This window comes from Candidatus Brocadia sinica JPN1 (assembly GCF_000949635.1).
In the GTDB taxonomy this organism is placed as follows: domain Bacteria; phylum Planctomycetota; class Brocadiia; order Brocadiales; family Brocadiaceae; genus Brocadia; species Brocadia sinica.
In genome coordinates this window covers 797,494-815,274 of record NZ_BAFN01000001.1, presented here as the reverse complement: position 1 = coordinate 815,274, position 17,781 = coordinate 797,494, and the positions used below count along the sequence as shown (strand labels likewise).

Annotated in this window: 15 protein-coding genes and 1 riboswitch; of the genes, 8 read left to right on the top strand and 7 right to left on the bottom strand. The window is 46.6% G+C overall.

The genetic code is table 11. The features are described 5' to 3' along the window. Positions 1-5 precede the first annotated feature (5 nt). From xseB to BROSI_RS20175, 8 genes are all read left to right on the top strand, one after another. A complete protein-coding gene (xseB, locus tag BROSI_RS03640) occupies positions 6-254 on the top strand; it encodes an exodeoxyribonuclease VII small subunit (protein ID WP_052562377.1) in 249 nt (82 codons plus the stop codon). A 58-nt stretch (positions 255-312) separates the two neighbouring features. After that, entirely contained in the window at positions 313-2,247 is a 1,935-nt protein-coding gene (gene dxs, locus BROSI_RS03635) for a 1-deoxy-D-xylulose-5-phosphate synthase (RefSeq protein WP_052562376.1), read from the top strand. Between the two features lie 2 nt (positions 2,248-2,249). Beyond that, positions 2,250-3,092 carry an NAD(+)/NADH kinase gene (locus BROSI_RS03630; protein ID WP_052562375.1) on the top strand — a complete coding sequence of 281 codons (843 nt, stop codon included), beginning with the start codon at positions 2,250-2,252 and terminating at the stop codon, positions 3,090-3,092. Then, positions 3,079-3,282 (top strand): 4Fe-4S dicluster domain-containing protein, encoded by a 204-nt coding sequence (locus BROSI_RS18875; protein ID WP_082059007.1) that lies wholly within the window; start codon positions 3,079-3,081, stop codon positions 3,280-3,282. Before BROSI_RS03630 ends, BROSI_RS18875 begins: the two co-directional genes overlap by 14 nt. A 45-nt stretch (positions 3,283-3,327) precedes the next feature. Beyond that, positions 3,328-4,422: a 3-methyl-2-oxobutanoate dehydrogenase subunit VorB gene (locus tag BROSI_RS03625; protein WP_052562374.1), complete on the top strand. Its 1,095-nt coding sequence runs from the start codon at positions 3,328-3,330 to the stop codon at positions 4,420-4,422. A gap of 1 nt (position 4,423) precedes the next feature. Next, positions 4,424-5,170 carry a thiamine pyrophosphate-dependent enzyme gene (locus BROSI_RS03620; RefSeq protein ID WP_052562373.1) on the top strand — a complete coding sequence of 249 codons (747 nt, stop codon included), beginning with the start codon at positions 4,424-4,426 and terminating at the stop codon, positions 5,168-5,170. Between the two features lie 92 nt (positions 5,171-5,262). Continuing rightward, positions 5,263-5,820: a 2-oxoacid:acceptor oxidoreductase family protein gene (locus BROSI_RS03615; protein ID WP_052562372.1), complete on the top strand. Its 558-nt coding sequence runs from the start codon at positions 5,263-5,265 to the stop codon at positions 5,818-5,820. A 159-nt stretch (positions 5,821-5,979) separates the two neighbouring features. Further along, positions 5,980-6,087, top strand: a riboswitch (cyclic di-GMP riboswitch). A 596-nt stretch (positions 6,088-6,683) separates the two neighbouring features. After that, the gene (locus tag BROSI_RS20175) at positions 6,684-6,905 is read left to right on the top strand and encodes a hypothetical protein (protein ID WP_162183220.1); all 222 of its coding nucleotides are present in this window, start codon (positions 6,684-6,686) and stop codon (positions 6,903-6,905) included. A 97-nt stretch (positions 6,906-7,002) separates the two neighbouring features. Here BROSI_RS20175 and BROSI_RS03610 read toward each other — a convergent pair whose 3' ends face one another. The 7 genes from BROSI_RS03610 to BROSI_RS03585 all read right to left on the bottom strand — a co-directional run bounded on the left by BROSI_RS03610 (position 7,003) and on the right by BROSI_RS03585 (position 17,747). Continuing rightward, entirely contained in the window at positions 7,003-8,049 is a 1,047-nt protein-coding gene (locus tag BROSI_RS03610; RefSeq protein WP_052562371.1) for a nucleotidyltransferase family protein, read from the bottom strand. A gap of 39 nt (positions 8,050-8,088) precedes the next feature. Beyond that, positions 8,089-8,658, bottom strand: a complete 570-nt coding sequence (locus tag BROSI_RS03605; protein WP_052562370.1) for a S24/S26 family peptidase — start codon at positions 8,656-8,658, stop codon at positions 8,089-8,091. Continuing rightward, positions 8,658-11,849 (bottom strand): C25 family cysteine peptidase, encoded by a 3,192-nt coding sequence (locus tag BROSI_RS03600; protein ID WP_052562369.1) that lies wholly within the window; start codon positions 11,847-11,849, stop codon positions 8,658-8,660. Before BROSI_RS03600 ends, BROSI_RS03605 begins: the two co-directional genes overlap by 1 nt. Positions 11,850-11,889: 40 nt before the next feature. Beyond that, positions 11,890-13,053 carry a phosphoenolpyruvate carboxykinase (ATP) gene (locus BROSI_RS03595; RefSeq protein WP_157842359.1) on the bottom strand — a complete coding sequence of 388 codons (1,164 nt, stop codon included), beginning with the start codon at positions 13,051-13,053 and terminating at the stop codon, positions 11,890-11,892. Between the two features lie 365 nt (positions 13,054-13,418). Continuing rightward, positions 13,419-13,541 carry a hypothetical protein gene (locus tag BROSI_RS20970; RefSeq protein WP_261338846.1) on the bottom strand — a complete coding sequence of 41 codons (123 nt, stop codon included), beginning with the start codon at positions 13,539-13,541 and terminating at the stop codon, positions 13,419-13,421. Between the two features lie 310 nt (positions 13,542-13,851). Then, positions 13,852-15,315, bottom strand: a complete 1,464-nt coding sequence (locus tag BROSI_RS03590) for a hypothetical protein (protein ID WP_052562367.1) — start codon at positions 15,313-15,315, stop codon at positions 13,852-13,854. A gap of 239 nt (positions 15,316-15,554) precedes the next feature. Next, a complete protein-coding gene (locus BROSI_RS03585) occupies positions 15,555-17,747 on the bottom strand; it encodes a DUF7948 domain-containing protein (protein WP_052562366.1) in 2,193 nt (730 codons plus the stop codon). Positions 17,748-17,781: the final 34 nt, after the last annotated feature.

Here is a 17,781-nt window from a genome sequence, read left to right as displayed (position 1 = left end):
AATATATGGCAAAGATAAAATTTGAGGAAGCGCTAAAAGGATTGGAAGATATCGTAGAACGACTCGAAAAGGGAGATTTGCCGCTTGATGAAACCTTGTCCGGATACGAAGATGGTATTAAACTGTACAAACAGTGCGTCGTCCTGTTAGAAGGCGCGGAAAAAAAGATTCAAATCTTAGTGAAAGATGAAAACGGCGCCTTTCGTACCAGGGATTTTGGGACTGAAACGACCCAAAATAACAATGCAAAATGAACATTGAGTGAATATTCGATAAACTTTAAACTTTTTAGATTTATCCATACGATAAAATATGAGCAAAATATTGGATTGTATTGAATGCCCGGAAGATTTGAAAAAGTTAAAAATGGAGGATTTGCCTAAACTCGCAACGGAAATTCGGGAATTAATCGTGGACGTTGTTTCAAAAAATCCAGGTCATCTCTCTTCAAATCTTGGCGTGGTTGAGTTAACCATTGCTCTCCATTATTGTTTCGATTTTAAGAGGGATAAAATTGTATGGGATGTAGGTCATCAGGCATATGTCCACAAGATTCTTACCGGCCGAAAATCGAAATTTCCAACCTTAAGACAATATAAAGGGATCAGCGGTTTCCCGGACAAAAATGAGAGCGTTTATGATCCCTTTACGTGTGGCCATAGCGGGAACGCCATATCGGCTGCTCTGGGGATGGCCTGCGCCGATGCGATACTGGGATACAAGAGATCGGTTGTGGCTGTCGTGGGCGATGGCGCTATAGGAGCTGGAATGTCTCTGGAGGCGTTAAATCATGCGGGTGACTTGAAGAAAAATGTATTGGTGGTGCTAAACGATAATGAGATGTCGATATCCAACACCGTGGGCGCTTTTTCAAAATACCTGAACAAAATCAGGACGGCCCCGCTGTTTGCCGATCTTAAGAAAGAGGCTCGTAATTTACTGAACCTCTTGCCGGTATTTGGCAAACCAGTTGAAAAGACCCTGGAACATATTGTTGAATTAATAAGGAAGGGAGCTGCCCCGGGCCAGATATTTGTAGAACTTGGGTTTAATTATTTTGGCCCAATTGACGGGCACGATTTCCGGATATTGATCGAGACATTAAATGATATAAAACACCTCGAAGGCCCGGTGCTTCTCCATGTGGCAACTGAAAAAGGCCGTGGATTTGAACCGGCGTGTCAGAATCCAACTCAATACCATAGCGCCGGCAAGTTTGAAATGTGCGACGGAAAAATTAAACAGTCCTCTAACGATGCCAAAAGAGTTTCTTACACAAATATTTTCGGAGATACCCTCGTAGAACTGGCAAAAACCGACCTTAAAGTAGTAGGCATTACAGCTGCCATGCCTGACGGAACCGGCATGGTTTCTTTTGGGAAAAAATTCCCAGACCGGTTTTATGATGTGGGAATTTGTGAACAGCATGCCGTGGGTTTGGCTAACGGATTGTCTGCGGGGGGACTGAAACCCGTCGTGGCTATCTACTCGACATTCCTGCAGAGGGCTTATGATCAGGTCTTTCATGATGTTTGTCTGCAAAGGAATAAAGTTGTGTTTGTGCTGGATAGGGCCGGAATCGTGGGTAATGACGGCCCCACACATAACGGTGTCTTTGATATTGCATATCTGCGTAATCTGCCGGAAATTGTCTTAATGGCGCCAAAGGATGGAAATGAGTTAAGGTCTATGCTAAAGCTTGCTTTGGATTCGGATAAAACTGTTGCGATCCGATATCCCAAAGAGGATGTTCCTGACGAAAAACCTAATTTACCTTATAAGACGTTTGAGATTGGAAGGTCTGAGGTGTTGAGAGAGGGGACAGATGGTGTGCTTCTTGCCTACGGCGCAATGGTATACCGATGTCTGCAGGCTGCTGAAAAGCTGAGTGAAAAAGGCATAGAGGTGACGGTAGTTAATGCCCGGTTTGCCAAACCCCTTGACAAAGAACTTATTTTGAAGTTAGTCAGGAACCATAAACTGATAATCACCGTGGAAGACCATGCCCTGATGGGTGGTTTTGGCTCTGCTGTGCTTGAACTTGTCTCTGATGCAAGGGAAGACGCAGGTAAAATCGTGAGAATGGGCATTCCCGACCGTTTTGTTGAGCATGGACCCCGGAATCTGATATTAAAAAATATCGGTTTGGATGAGGATGGAATTGCAGATAAATTTATTGCAACACTTGGGTTCATGGACATACATAACTCATTTACCAAGACAGGAAAGCGGCGTTTGACCGTTTAAGAATGAAAAAGATTCTGGTTTTAGGCGATTTAAGCAAGAAAAAGATATTTGATACGATTTCCGGATTAAAACCATGGCTGGAAAAACATGTCATTGCTGAAGTTATTGACTTATCGAAAGAAAGAAAATTTGAAAAACCGGGGGCCGAAATAGCCGTGGTTTTTGGGGGGGATGGAGCTCTCCTTTCGACCTGCAGAGGGCTTGGAAGAAATCAGATACCGATTATCGGCGTGCATATGGGACGATTTGGTTTTCTGGCAGAGCTTATGGAAAGGAACGTATGTGCTTCATTGGAAAAAATATTTACAGGGAATTATCGGGTGCGAAAAAGGATGCTCCTTTTGTGCCGTCTTGAACGTGCCGGTAAAATCGTGAACGAATCAACAGGTATTAATGATGGGGTAATCTCCCGTTCATCTCTGTCAAGATTAATTTCTATAAAATTACATATCAACGGGGAAGACGTGGCGACATACAGGGCGGATGGTTTAATTATATCGACCCCTTTGGGCTCTACGGCACATTCATTGTCTGCGGGAGGTCCACTATTGACACCCGATTTAAATGCGTTTATCATTGTACCCATATGCCCCCACACCCTTACAAATCGTCCGCTAGTCGTTTCAGGCGATGTAAAGATCGAGATGGAAATCTTGTCTCAGTTAAGTGGCGCCGGTTTTACCGTAGATGGCCAGGTCTTCACCGAACTGGAAATGGGTGATAAGATAAAGATCGAAAGGTCAGATATTGAGGTTCAGATGATTGATACGGGCACGCGAACGTTTTATGGTGTGTTGCGCGAGAAGTTGAACTGGGGAGGACAGCCAAATTATGGCCGTAATTAGAATAAAAGAGAATTATTGTAAGGGATGCCTTCTTTGTATCCCCGTATGTCATAACAAATCGTTGGTGGTATCCGATGCCATAAACGAACATGGACTGCATCCTGTGAAGTTCAGAGAAGACTCAGAATGTGATGGTTGTAAAAAATGTGCAATAATGTGTCCTGACGTAGCAATAGAGATTTATAATTAAGTGAAAAACCGTTATTTATAAAGACAATTTGCCAGGGGCATATCTATTATGAAACAGTTATTGACCGGAAATGAGGCAGCGGCGGAAGCGGCAATAGTGGCAGGTTGCAGATACTATTACGGGTATCCCATTACACCTCAGAATGAACTTATCAACTATATGTCAATACGGATGCCTCAGGTCGGCGGCGCCTTTATCCAGGCAGAGAGTGAGATTGCCGCCATTAGTATGGTTCACGGGAGCGCTGCGGCTGGCGGTCGTGCAATGACTTCATCGTCCAGCCCTGGCATCAGCCTGAAACAAGAGGGAATTTCCTATCTGGCCGGAAGTGAACTTCCCTGCGTAATAGTCAATATACAGCGAGGAGGGCCTGGATTAGGAGACATCTCGGCATCACAGGCAGACTATTTCCAGGCGGTAAAAGGTGGGGGACATGGCGATTATCATACCATCGTGCTTGCACCCAGTTCTGTCCAGGAAATGGCTGACCTTGTTTACGATGCCTTTGACCTTGCCGATAAGTACCGAAACCCTGTGATGATCCTGGGAGACGCACAGATCGGTCAATTAATGGAACCTGTGGAATTCCAGAAAAAACCCAAAAAAAATATTTCACCGAAAAATTGGGCGCTGACAGGCGCTGAAGGGAGAAAACGAAATATTGTAAAATCTTTTTACCCTGTGAAAGGTCAGCTGGAAGAGTTCAATGCCCACTTGCAGAGAAAATATAAAATAATAGAAGAACATGAAGTCCGTTATGAGGCAGTCAATACTCATAAGGCCGATATTGTCCTGGTTGCTTACGGCACGTCAGCGAGGATATGCAAAGAGGTCGTCAGGAAGAGCAGACGGCTTGAATTTAAAGTGGGTCTGATACGCCCGATTACCTTATGGCCATTTCCGAAAGAAATTATTCAAAAGGTATCAGAAAAAGTGCAGTGTATCCTGACGGTTGAAATGAGCGCCGGACAGATGGTTGAGGATGTAAGGCTCTCGGTTGAGGGCAGGTGTCCGGTTCATTTTTACGGAAGAACTGGCGGAGGGGTGCCAACATCGTCAGAAGTAATCAAAAAAATAGTAGAAGTCGTGCCTGGTAACCGCGCCGCCAATACGTTATTACAATTAGCTGAGGTAAAGTAATATGCGACCTATATATGAAAGGCCAAAAACATTTAACGATACAGCAACGCATTTTTGTCCGGGTTGTGGTCATGGAATTGTCCTGAGACTTATCGCCGAGATTATTGATGCGTGGGGCATTCGCGGAAAAACCATCGGGCTTGCTCCGGTTGGATGCGCAGTCCTTGCGTATAATTATCTTGATATTGACATGTGCGAGGCTGCACATGGCCGCCCCCCAGCTGTGGCTACAGGTATTAAGAGGGTGCATCCTGACCATATCGTGTTTGCTTATCAGGGGGATGGGGATCTTGCGGCAATCGGAACCGCAGAGATTATTCATGCCGCCAACAGGGGAGAGAATATCACGTTTATCTTCGTCAATAACGCAATCTATGGCATGACAAATGGCCAGATGGCGCCAACAACCTTATTGGGGCAAAAAACTGCCACAACCCCGTCAGGGCGGGACGCGATAAACTACGGAAACCCCATTCGTGTGTGTGAACTCCTGTCCGTCCTGGATGGCACCAGTTACCTGGAAAGGGTTTGTCTCTCCTCCCCGGAAAACATTCGTAAAACCAAAAAGGCAATTGAAAAAGGATTTAAAACACAGCGTGAGAAGAAGGGGTTTTCCTTGATAGAAATTCTGTCCCCCTGCCCAATCTACTGGAGAATGGATCCCAACGAAGCAATGAAATACATTGATGAAGAAATGTCTAGTACCTTCCCGCTCGGCGTGGTAAAAGATTGGGAGAGTAAAAACTAAGCTATCCACGCATGGATACGAAAAAAAATATTGTATGATGACGTTGTTGTTCGTGTAGATTTGTGTTCATTCGTGGCAGAGCATTTACCACTATGATAGAAAAGATAATCCTGGCCGGTTTTGGCGGACAGGGGATGATGCTGCTGGGTAAATTACTTGCGCAAGCCGCCATGACCAATGGCAAATATGTAACGTATTTCCCCTCCTATGGGACAGAAGTGAGAGGCGGAACTGCCGTCTATCACCTGATTGTTTCAAGCGAAGAAATCTTTTCTCCCCTCATTGAAGAAGCTGACACCATTATTGTTATGAACCAGCCTTCCTATCAAAAATATAAGGGAATGTTAAGGCCCGGCGGATTACTTGTCCTGAATGCCTCCATGATTACATTAGACAGCACCCCTGACGCAAAAATCTATAAAGTACCGGCGACAGAGATTGCCAGCAAGCTGGGAAATGTACTGGCCTCAAATATCGTGATGCTGGGCGCCTATCTGTCTATTAAAAAGCTATTTTCTGCCAGCCTTATTTTAGATCAGTTGCAGACAATGCTGAAGGGAAAAAAGGGAAATTTGTTTGCCATTAATAAACAAGCGCTCGAAAGCGGTATGCAAGTGATAGAATCTGCTTATCATCAATCAGTATCGTAAAACTTCCCATGGAAAATATCTTTTTTGCGGAAATTAGCTTTCTAAGGTTGGGTGAAGCAAGACGCATCCGGCAAAACTACTATTTGCTTTTTATTTGTTGGTATTCTGGTATTTGTATTGCTAAATGAATCATATCGATCAATTCGATAATAAAATACATCACGATAAAGGCAAACCCTGAGCGATCACAGGACGCAAAGCAAAGGGTCTTGTTAAGCCGTTTAAACAGTTTAAACGGCTTTGTGGGAAGACAGCCTTACTGCCGAAGATGTTTTTCAATAGAACATGCTTGCAGTAAGGCTTTTTTATTTCTCAGGAACGGGAGACTCGCATAAAAGGTTTGATGGGTTAAATATGGTGTGTAATTTCCATTTTACGCAAATACAAACATAATGGACTCGTTCCCAAACTCCAGTTTGGGAACGCCCTTGTTTGAGAAACTCCGGTTTCTCGCTTTATGAGGGTTCGTCCTATCTAATAGAAAAAGGGCCTAATTTAATGTTAAGGAATTTCAATCTTATATAATTCCCCTCTAGATGAGTGATTGAGAGAAGATGGAAGCTAGAAGATGGACGATGGAAATCAGAAGTCTGGAGACAGAAGTCAGAATAATAGATGTTAACGGTCAGCGATCGGCCTTCAGCAGTCTGGCAAAGGGCTGAAGGCTGATTGCTGACGGCTAATGTAGCTGAAGACTTATGACAGGATGTGGAAATAAGATTATGACGGTGTGAAAACTCTTTTTCCTGGTTCCTTTTTTACTCTGGGGATTTCAATGTCGAATATTGAACAAGGAATAATGAATGTCGAAGGATAAGCCAGATTAGGTTGGGTTGAGCAAGGCGAAACCCAACAGATTTTTCATGCGACAAACGGTCGATGGTGGGTTTCACTTGCGTTCTACCAACCGTACACAACTACCTTATTCTATATCCCAGTTTAGACAATACGACAAGCCTTCCCTTGAAGGTAGCGGCATGGTAGTTTTTAAATTTGAGAAGATGCGATATAAGAGAGGGAAATATGTTCTCATCCGCGAGAAATCTCAATGCTGTGTTGCCTCTTTAAATGGGATATATTCTTGATCCTTAATAAGTGAAGCGGCATAATGCAAACACTGTTTTATATCGTCTTTTGTTATCTATGGCAACAATTTGTCAAAAAAGCTATAGGGCGCCCTTGTCAACTCCACGGTTTGGTTTTCCAAATATGTTTCATCTTTCGCCACACCTGATACCATCGGTAGGTTGCGTACGGCAGAATCAGCGCCCAATGGGCTTTTCGCATCAACTTATTTCTCTTGTTTTTTTTAAAATAGGGAAATGAGGAAGACAAGGTTATGCCCCGGCTTACCCGGCTTATTAAATAACGTATTACTGCCGCCCTTGCTTTGCTGTCTGCTAATTTTTCAAGCGCTCCTTCCGGCAGGTTGCATCCCACCGTCATTTTTGTAATCAGAATTGCAGCGTAAATAATATTGTTACAGTCATACTCCCTGGCATTCCTTGTAAGTTCCTCCCATTTCAAGTCACGATATTTATTAATAATTTCTGCAATATCACAGAGCGCTTTCAGCCTGAAAAATCTCTTTCTACAGCTGTTGATGCATACCGACAGAAGCATATCTTCCGGCGACATCACAAATACATCGCACCCCCTCCATGTAATTCTGGTCGCATTGTCCCAAATTTTTTGAAAGTTTATCGGTAAAACTCTATCCATATCAACATCATGATGCCGAAAGTATTCACACTCAATGCTGAGATTATGGAGCAATGACGCGATTTCTTTTTTATCTTCTTTAGCCATATCTTCTCTTCTACGTCTTACAATTAAATCAACATCGCTGGAAATCATATACCAGGGCTGATCGTACACGAGAATATCCAGCGCAGCCCCTTTTATCAGCATGACATCGATGGACTTCCTTTTAAAGAAGGATAACACTTCCACGATTTTTTCCGCCCGGCGGTCCTTCCTCACAATATTGGTTGCAACACAGAGTTTAAATTTATCGATAATATCTTGAGGCATCCTAAGATTCGCGTTCGCAATACACTTCAGCAAATTAGCATAAATCAATGAGGCAACGCCGTGCAACATCGCCGCAGAATAAACAACATCCCAGCAAATTTTTTCTTTATTGCCTATATCGAGCACGGTTTCCCGGTGTGTAGAGAGAAAGTTTTGCCGGGAGCAGGCAAAGAGAAGTTTATCTTCCGGTCTCATCGTTTCATCCTTTTCATTTGTTCCCTCGGCGAAAATAAATCATTCTTTCCAACGGCAGAGAGCTGCAAAGACAACTCTGCGAATAAGCAGCGAAAAAAACCGCATGCCTCGTCGCAGAAAAACGGTAAATTGACCCGGCCTGCGCTCCAAGGGTTTATGATTGAAGATCCGACCGCAACTGCGCAATTTTGCCAAAGCCAGGGTGCTAACAGCAATGAGCCATCCCCCTATTCGCCACGTGGCGGTCTCAAGAGATATTTGCCTGCCCCCTCTCTTGATGCCGATCACACGTCCGATGACCTCATTACTGCCAAAGGGGGGATCGAATTGGAGGACATTATCCCCTTTGGTAATGAATGTGATGCCATCATTGCTTTCGTAAATACTTAGCGCCCGATGAGCGAAAAGTTTGCCCTTACGCCGGAAAACAACCACATCGCCCCGTCTTATACCGACGCTGCCGTGCATTACCAATACATGATCGCTATCCCGGATAAGGGGAAGCATGCTTCGGCCAGTAATGGGGATAAGGCGCTGCTTCCCCATCTCGCCCCATATGCCGAGCGCCGCTTCGATGATGGCCCCTTGCATGGGTTTCCGTTCAGCCATTATTTCTTCTCTATGGTAAAAGGAGAATCCGATCTGTCCTTGCCTCTTTTTTTCCCGGATTCATCAAATCCTGTCACCTCTATGAGGCACTTTTTCCTGGTGTTTTTTATGTCCGGTACGTCCCAGTCATAACTTGTATCTGTTACATTCTTTGCTATCTTTTTCCATGAACGCCCCTTGTCTAGGGAGTACCTGAGTTTGAATTTTACCATAGAATCAGGCGCTGTCCACTGCACGGTAAAAGTCGACCCGGAGACTATGACTTCACCTCCATTAGGAGCAAGCACTGACAAGGGAGATCCGGAATCGGCGGAGACACCTAATTCCGTGACGGGATCTCCAAAGAGCACAAAGGTTTCAACCAACTCACCCCAGAAACTGTTTTGACTGTATGTAGCGATCTTGGCAGCTGTTGTGGCGGCGCCCATGCCGTATTGTTTATCCTGAAAAAGAGCCTTGTAGAATTCACTCATCAGTATCTGGTGACCGGAGGTATAGCTCAAGGCAGTTGGCGCCCAGACTGCCACAGCCCCTTTGTCCCGAAGCCGCTGAAACTCTTCGGCAACGGAAATCTGCGGTTTTGTTCCGGTAAAGAATCCATTCAGGCAATCTGCAACGGTCACCACAGGAAACTTGCGGGTATTGTTTAACGATTTAATATCGGAAAGACCCAGTATTGAATTACTGCCATTCCACAGTCCCCACCTTTCCACGGCTCCATGCCCGGTGTAGTTGACCAGAAGGCTTCCATCATTGATATAATTTATGATGTCTTTTGTGGGATCTCCCGATGTGTATTCGCTTACGTAAACCTTGTTGGCAGTGTAGTCATCCGGCAAAAGGCCGGCAAGCTGCTCCGACATTTCTTCAAATGAAGAGTCGTCGTCATCTGCCACGAATAGGGCATTTTTGTTCCAGGAGTTTTTTGGTGGGTTTTGCTCATAGTAGATGATCTTATCCACAATGTCATCTGCCTGCGATTTGGTATCTGCGCTGAGTCGGCCAATAAACATATCGGGCAGGATGTCATCGCCACTTACAAGGACAAACCAGTTGTCTGACGGCGTCTCTCCCAATATGTCCGTTTCAATAAGCTGGGTGGGCACGTAATTCATGGTGTCGGTGTCGAGATTGTCCTTGTAGTCCTGGCAAGCGTCGCCAATCAGCAAAACGTACGTTGGCGCCGGAGCAGTCCAATTGTTGTAAGCATATAACAGAAAATCCCGGATTGCCTGCGGATGAAATATGCCATAATTGAACTCATCGTAAATGTCTGTAATCTTGACTGTGGCTGCCCTCAAACCCGAATTACTCCGATGCAGCGCCAGCTTTTGAGCGCCGTTATAAAAATCCTCATGGGTAATGATAATATAGTCGGCCCCATTGGTGGTGGATTTCCAGGATGATGGTTGATCGACCTCAATGCTGGCCGGTGATTTACTCTGTGCCATTGTCTGCGCCAGGTATCGTGTTCCCGCCTGAGCGGTATCCTCAAATTGCAGCGTGTAGGTGCCCCCTTTGGCTAAAATATTTGTATTGATGACGAGACCTACGTTGGCAGGATCCGTCACGTCGAAAACCTCTATGTCGTCACTGCTAAAGCCGGCGACTTCAAATTGAAAAGCGCCGCCTGTTGGCGCGCTGAAGAGTAGTTCGTTATTCTCCGCCACATAGGTATCAAAATAACCAATCTCTATCCAGTTTACAAAAACCTGATCCACCTTTGCCCCGGTATCCCCAACAGACTCCACGCGAACGATATTGACCCCTTCGTTCAGGTAGGAATGGGGCACAGACACTTCATGATCGAAGATATTCATGCCGTTCCACAATTGATCATCTATCACAACACTGTTAAGATAGATCTTTGTATGGTGATCGGGGTTTGCCTGGACATCGGTGCGTCCCTGCAATCTAACGTGCACAGTCGCTGTGCCAGCCGAAGTCGAAATGTTATTGAGAGTCAGGGAATAGTCTTCTGACCCGGGGGCGCTGAGCCTGTCTCCCCAAAACCAATGGTCCTGGCCACTGCCATTAGGAATGGTTTGCCAGTAATAGGTGTCCTCCTCGGCATGCAGTGTGGCGGTAAAATGCGCGGGCACAGAAGCGCCGCCCGAGAGACTGCCGTCAAGCGTATTCATACGTTTGCCATCGGCCCCGTCTGTCTGCAGCCAGTACACATTTTTAGAGGTATAAATATCGTTTATGGCCTTGCCATAAAAGAGGATATAATCCGTGGCATCGAATGCACCGTCATCCTCACCCTGCACATAAATGGGAATCTCGGCGCCTTGATTGCTGATTTTGATTGTGCTGGGGTCTATAGTATTCAAATTTAATCCCGCATCAGCGAGATCACTGTAAGTGAGTTTATATATACCGTCTTCTGTTACTCCGATCTTGAGGTTAGTAGTACTGCTGGTTGTAGCGATATCTTTGGTCCTGATATCGCTGTGGGGTGGCGCTTCCCTTCCAACTGAAGGCCGCTCTAACACATCATAGTTCAAAATCCTGTTTCTCAGCAGGTTCTCGTATGCAGGGCTGACCCCTCGCATTTTAGGAACCACCCCTGAAAGAGGAGCGCTCCAGGTGATTTTGGCAAGGATGCGTCGGTAAAGGCGCAATTCGCTCGTTGCCGGGTTATATTGCACCGGATAGAATTGTACCTGAGCCACTGGCTGGTCGCGCATATATCCAGTGTATCCTATCTCAACAACTGCGCCAGGATAGAAGGCATTTGTAGAGTAGATATTTTTATTGAGGGCGAAGGTTTGCTTTATGTCGCCGGTAAGGTTATCATCGAAATTATCTCCCCTCGCGATCATTTCCGGCGCAGGATAAAGACGATATCCATTTAGCGTTTCGTAGCTAGCATCAACGATCTGCACGGAAACCCCTTCTGGAGAAGGCAGGCCTATCATGGCGCCACAGAGGGGAATCTGTGGTTCGCCCGCCCTGGCGCTTTGCGCCATTTCGGGTATGATTATTCTGTGGTATACCTGTCCTTCGTGTTCTATCGTTTCGGTCTGAAAGTCGCCGACCTTCAATTCAAGCACGACAGCCTGTCCGTCAGAGCCCAGTACTTTCAGATGATTTCCTGACGGCGGCCCGGCCATGAGGAGAGACGGCGAACAGCATCCCAAAATCAACGACAAAATGAAAAACAGGTCTTTCTTAAAAATCTCAGCCATATTGAACAACCTCCTCCTTTGGTCGAAATTTCATCACAAACTATGAGCCTTTTGAGCATACATTAGCCAGGTTACATACCAAATCGGCCATCTCATGAAGGGGTCCAACGGAAAGTTGATGACAGTCTGCCTGACCCATTATGCCGGACAACTCCATGAACAGGCGCGTGGAGCTGCCACCAAATTCATTATGCAGGAGTTCTGACATATATCCTCCCTGAAATCTGCTCAATAGTTCCATGACGGCCTGACTTTTCGGAATCGGTTTGAGTGTGGCGGGTCTTTCAAACGTAGGACGCGCCCTTGCGCCTTTGATGACGTCCAGCACTAATATCCGGCGCTCCCTGCACAATGCCTCTATCCGGGAAAGCGCGAAACTGGCGCGGACTGCACGAAGCCTGAGCATCGGAAACCCGCAATCAGCCTCCACCCGGACCCCGGTTACGCCTTCAATTTGACCAACGGTGGCGAGGAGAGTGTCGTCCAGACGATCGATCATGACGCATAACTCCTGCCCTGCATTGTCCTGTATCTCTCCCTGCGTCTCTGCAGGATCTTGCAAGATAATAATGTGACGAATAGGCGCTGCCTCTCCCAGGCTGCCAGGTTTTATCTCCTCGATATCCAAAAGCAACTTATCCATCCATTCGATAGCTCTGCTGGCTAGACCCGGGAAACCAGCCATTTCTAAGGCGCCTCTGCGGATCCAGAGGCTCCGGGGAAACGGATGCACAAGATGGTCTGCCCGTCCCAGCGCCGCCATTTCGTCTGAAAGGAACTTGAATCCCCGCCGTATAAGTTCTAAAACCAGGGTCGTCTTGCCATGTCCGGTATCAGCGGTAATAATTATACCCTGACCTCTCCGGGAAACGGCGCCGGCATGAACCAGCATGTGGCTGCGTACTCTCGTCACCAATGCGCTAAGGATGCTTTCATAAGCGTATCCTTCGAGAAATTCCGGGTTGCTCACTGGCCAAACTTTTCCATCAAAAATCATAACCGGCTTTCTCCAGGGGTTATCAGGGTTGGCTAGCAGTACGAACTCGACCGGTAATTGCGCCGTTGGCGATGGGCCGTCTTTTTGGAATCGGCGGTACAGCCGCGCAAAAAGCCTGATAAAATCGCAGGAGTCCGACTTGATAATGGTATCCAGGTCGAAAAAGCGCAGATTTAGTTGTTGTGTAATCAATTTTTTTGATGACAATTTCATATCATAGCATAGCATAACCGGAACCAAAGCATCATGCCAAAAAAAGTTTCTATAGAATAATATTATAGAGACATGATGCCCTTTTCAACATAAAATTGAAAGGTTATGCTCGCAAATTGCTGAGTTCAATCCTTGCCGCTTAATGATCGGGCGCTGGGTCGCATATCACCCCTTATTAAACCTTTGCCAATGGATAATATGTCGTCAGTCAATCCATACGATTAAGCGGGGAAATCCCCCGTATTTATTTGTTTTTTCACCATTTATCCCGTCCTCTGCAACGAGCCATTGCCATAACCTTGCGGGGGTGTCCATGGCGGCGAAACCACACCAGAGACACCCCGCGCTCCTACAACCTCCTAAAACGCACGATCAGCGCCGAGTGTGCCTGTATGCGCAGGCCCCAGCTTCTCAAATATCTCCTCATCTGTGTAAGTAATCACTTCTGGCGCCTCATACACGGGCAATTTCGCGTCTTCCATTGTATAACTCCTTTCTTTAAGAAAAAATGCTCAATGCTTATTAAACCCTCATACGTTACAAAACTCTTTGTGTAAGCCGTCAGCCTTCAGCTTCTGCCTGACCGCTTATCCTTCTTTAATTAGGCCTTCGGCGACTTTGTACAAAATAAGATAAAACCCACCCCTGAATCCCCTCCCAGGAGGGGACTTTTCTAATCCCCTCTCGAGAGGGGGTTGGGGGTGTGTAAGGCAGTAGCAGAAAGTTTGAAATTCCTTGACATTAAACTAGGATAAATTCCAACTCCTGTTTCTCCCACTTCTAACCTCCACTTTATTTGTGTTTCTGCTTTTTTGAACGGTGTAGCGCATTATTCCCCGACTTCATCTTCACCTTTTCAGGGCCATGCATGGCGCTTACCCCGGTCTCGTCTACGTCCTCCAGCTTGTAATAGAAAGTGCCTTTGCCTGGCGTATCTACGAAACTATAGCTAGCCCCTGATACAGCATTGCCCTTGGCAGGGATGAGGGTATTGTTGATCTTCTTATAAGAGCCATCCTCGCTCCCGGAGCGATAGAGGTTAAAGCCCGCATTATTGACCTCCGTGGCCGTCTCCCATGCCAGCGCAACCCTACCGTCATCAGACGCCTTGGCATTGAAATAAGCCAGAGTGATGGCCGTTGGCGTGCCTGTTGGCGTTGGCTCAGGTGTTGGTGTCGGGGGTGGTGGTGTGACAATTACTACTCCGCCTACACCCTTGAATCCGAAGATGAATGTATGTGGTTCGCCAGTCGTTGCGCCGAACGTTCCACCACTTGGTCCGCACGTAAGAGGATCCCCACTACCATCCCAGTCAGGTTGACCGAAGGAATAAACCTCTGCGCCAACCGCACCAAGCGCTTCTAACGCATCGGCCTCATTGCCAGCGCCGCCATAGAATATCTTGAAAGTTTTACTAGCCCCCGGATCAAGCGCGCCAAATCCAAAATCAAAATGTGCGCCATGGTCATCAGGGCCTGCATCAACAAAGTCTCCGGTAAAGCCCAAATCGCTGCGTCCTCCAAGCGGATCCACAATGGTAAAACCGTTATTCGATGCATAAAGAACACTAGGGGTTGTCGCCACACCCTGAATCGTAACATACTCACTGAACGTGTTTGGCGATATATCCCAGTCCATACCCCGTGTGTATCGGAGATCGCCAATTGGTAAACCGGAAATATTTTCTATCGTTACCTCTACTTCGTACAGTCTGGATGTCGCAGGCGAAGGTTTATACGCATGCGTCACACGAAATATTCCACCTACAGTAACTATGGAGGTCGCCTCGCTTGCGGTGGATACAAAGCTCTCTCCACTTACATTGACAACACCACCTGTGGCGATAGAGGCCCAGCCAGAGAAATCTGTGCTCGCATCGGCAACACCCCATCCCTCGCATAGACAGCCGGGAGCCGTTGCTTCACCGTTTGTTGGGACATAGCGCAGACCAACAGCATCAGTGCCAGAGCATCCACTAGAAATACTATCGCCATAAACATTGAGGTGACCCTCACAATTTACGCCAATCTTAATAACGCCATTGGTGATGATCACGGGACAATCAGGCGAGAGATGATCGCTCTTTCCAATTTTCGCCAGTGGCAGCTTAACGCCATTCAAACATGCATTCTTAGGGGTTATGTTTGTATCTCCCGATAATACCTGCGCAGGCAAACCGCTCAGGAACATTCCAAGTCCAATTATCAGCGGCAAAAGCACTGCCATCCTCGTTGCTCTCCCTTTACCTTCTTTCATAAATTTATCCTCCTTCTTTTTCCAACGCGAGTTTCTTGCAAGGATTTTCAGGTCTTGAAAGAAACTCAATGTTTAGTGTTTTCCCCTATTAACAATACCACACCATTTTTCTTTGCCAGTCACCACCTCCCTTTCATACATTTTAAGGTCACTGCTGCACTGCTGCACTGCGCCATCGTTCCATCTTTCTTTCAAAATGACAAAACATTTTACATTTCTTTACTCTGTTAACTTCCAACTTATTTGCGTTTTTGTCTCTTTAAACCCTTTATTGTGGCGTCATCTGACCTTACCCTCACCTTTTCAGGGCCATACATGGCGCTTACCCCGATCTCGTCTACGTCCTCCAGCTTGTAATAGAAAGTGCCTTTGCCTGGCGTATCCACAAGACTGTAGCTTGCGCCTGACACAGCGTCACCCCGGGCAGGAATGATCCCGTCTTTGTTTATTTTGACATAATCGCCATCCTCATCCTTTGACCGATACAGATTAAAACCGGCATTGCCAACCTCTGTGGCCGTCTCCCACATCAGGGTAACGCGGCCGTCTTTGCCCGCTTTGGCATTGAAATAAGCCAGAGTGATGGCCGTTGGCGTGCCTGTTGTCGTTGGAGTAACCGTTGGATCGGGCGATGGCGCCGGCGTCGGTGTGGGAGTAATCGAAACTGATTCAGAGAATAACTTCGTTATAAAGGTATCTGCGACTCCGTTGCCACTGTCATCGATCGCATGCTCGACGGGAAAGTCCAGAGACCATGTCCATCCGGTAATATACGCATTCCCGCCGCTATCCACGGCGATTCCATTGGCATAATCGGAACTACTGCCTCCCAGGTAGGTGGAGTAGACAATGCTTGTTCCTTCCGCATTGAGTTTCGTTACGAAGGCGTCATATTTTCCGTTGCCGCTGTCATCGATCGCATGTGCGACGGGAAAGTCCGGAGACCATGTCCATCCGGTAATATACGCATTTCCCCCGCTATCCACGGCGATTCCATTGGCATAATCGGAACTACTGCCTCCCAGGTAGGTGGAGTAGACAATGCTTGTTCCTTCCGCATTGAGTTTCGTTATGAAGCCGTCACATTCTCCGTTGCCGCTGTCATCGATTGCATGTACGACGGGAAAGTCCGAAGATATTGTCCATCCGGCAATATACGCATTCCTCGCGCTATCCACGGCGATTCCATAAACATGATCCCGATCACTTCCTCCCAGGTAGGTGGAGTAGACAATGCTTGTTCCTTCCGCATTGAGTTTCGTTACGAAGGCGTCATATTCTCCGTTGCCGCTGTCATCGATCGCATGTACGACGGGAAAGTCCGAAGATATTGTCCTTCCGGCAACATACGCATTCCCCGCGCTATCCACGGCGATTCCATAGCCATAATCCCGATCATTTCCTCCAAGGTAGGTGGAGTAGACAATGCCCGTTCCTTCCGCATTGAGTTTCGTTATAAAAACATCTTCACTTTTATTGCGGCTTTTATCGATCGCATTTACAACGGGAAAGTCCGGAGACCATGTCCTTCCGGTAACATACGCATTCCCCGCGCTATCCACGGCGATTCCATAGGCATAATCGGGACGACTTCCTCCCAGATAAGTAGAATAGATCAGGATAGGGTCAATGATGAGAGGGTATCGTTTATCATAGGATGCTACCTGGAAGCCGTAGATGTGGCATTGTCCCTGCCCGTTTCTTGCGTCCATATTATCTGATACTTTCCCGGAGAATGACCGGTGGCCACGGATTACAAACCTTCCGTCTACCTCCACCTTCTTCCCCTGTATCTCCTGATACACATACGGTTTCTTCTGGATCAGTTTTCCTTCCTTGAGACCTATCTCCATGTTTCCTTCTTCTGTTATCTTTACATCCTCTATTCCTTTGTATGAAAGCTGTATACGGGATGGGTTTGCGCCTGGATTGACGATGATATCATACTCAAACTGGCGGTTGTTTCCATAAAATTTCATGTCTATGCCTTTATAAATATCCTTATAGACAATTGCCTTATGAGTGCGTATCTTGGTCTTCCATTTCCCAGGGTCGTTGCCAATAAGGTAATTTACTTTTCCCTCCAGCAATTCTTCTGCGGTAATTTCCGGATTGTTCCTGGCCCCTAAAGGGATAAGCCTTACAACTTCAGCATTCACCAAAGACAAATACATCCCTCTTTCCGTAAAGAACGTAGCATGCCCGCTCCCCTTCTCATAAAACCGCACCCTCGTATCCATTTGCCCATTATTCTGGGTAAAATGCAGGGGAAGTTTGCCATAGCGCTCCTGGATATTAACCGTATTCGTCTGCCAGTTCGTATCCGCAGAGGCGCTATTTGCCACCTCCATCAGAGGCGCTAATGAAACCCAAGCCGCCGCAGCGCATAACAAACCATGCTTAACGACTGTTAAACAAGATTCTGTGCCCACGTCACTCTCCTTTCTTCCTATTGTTCAAACAAAA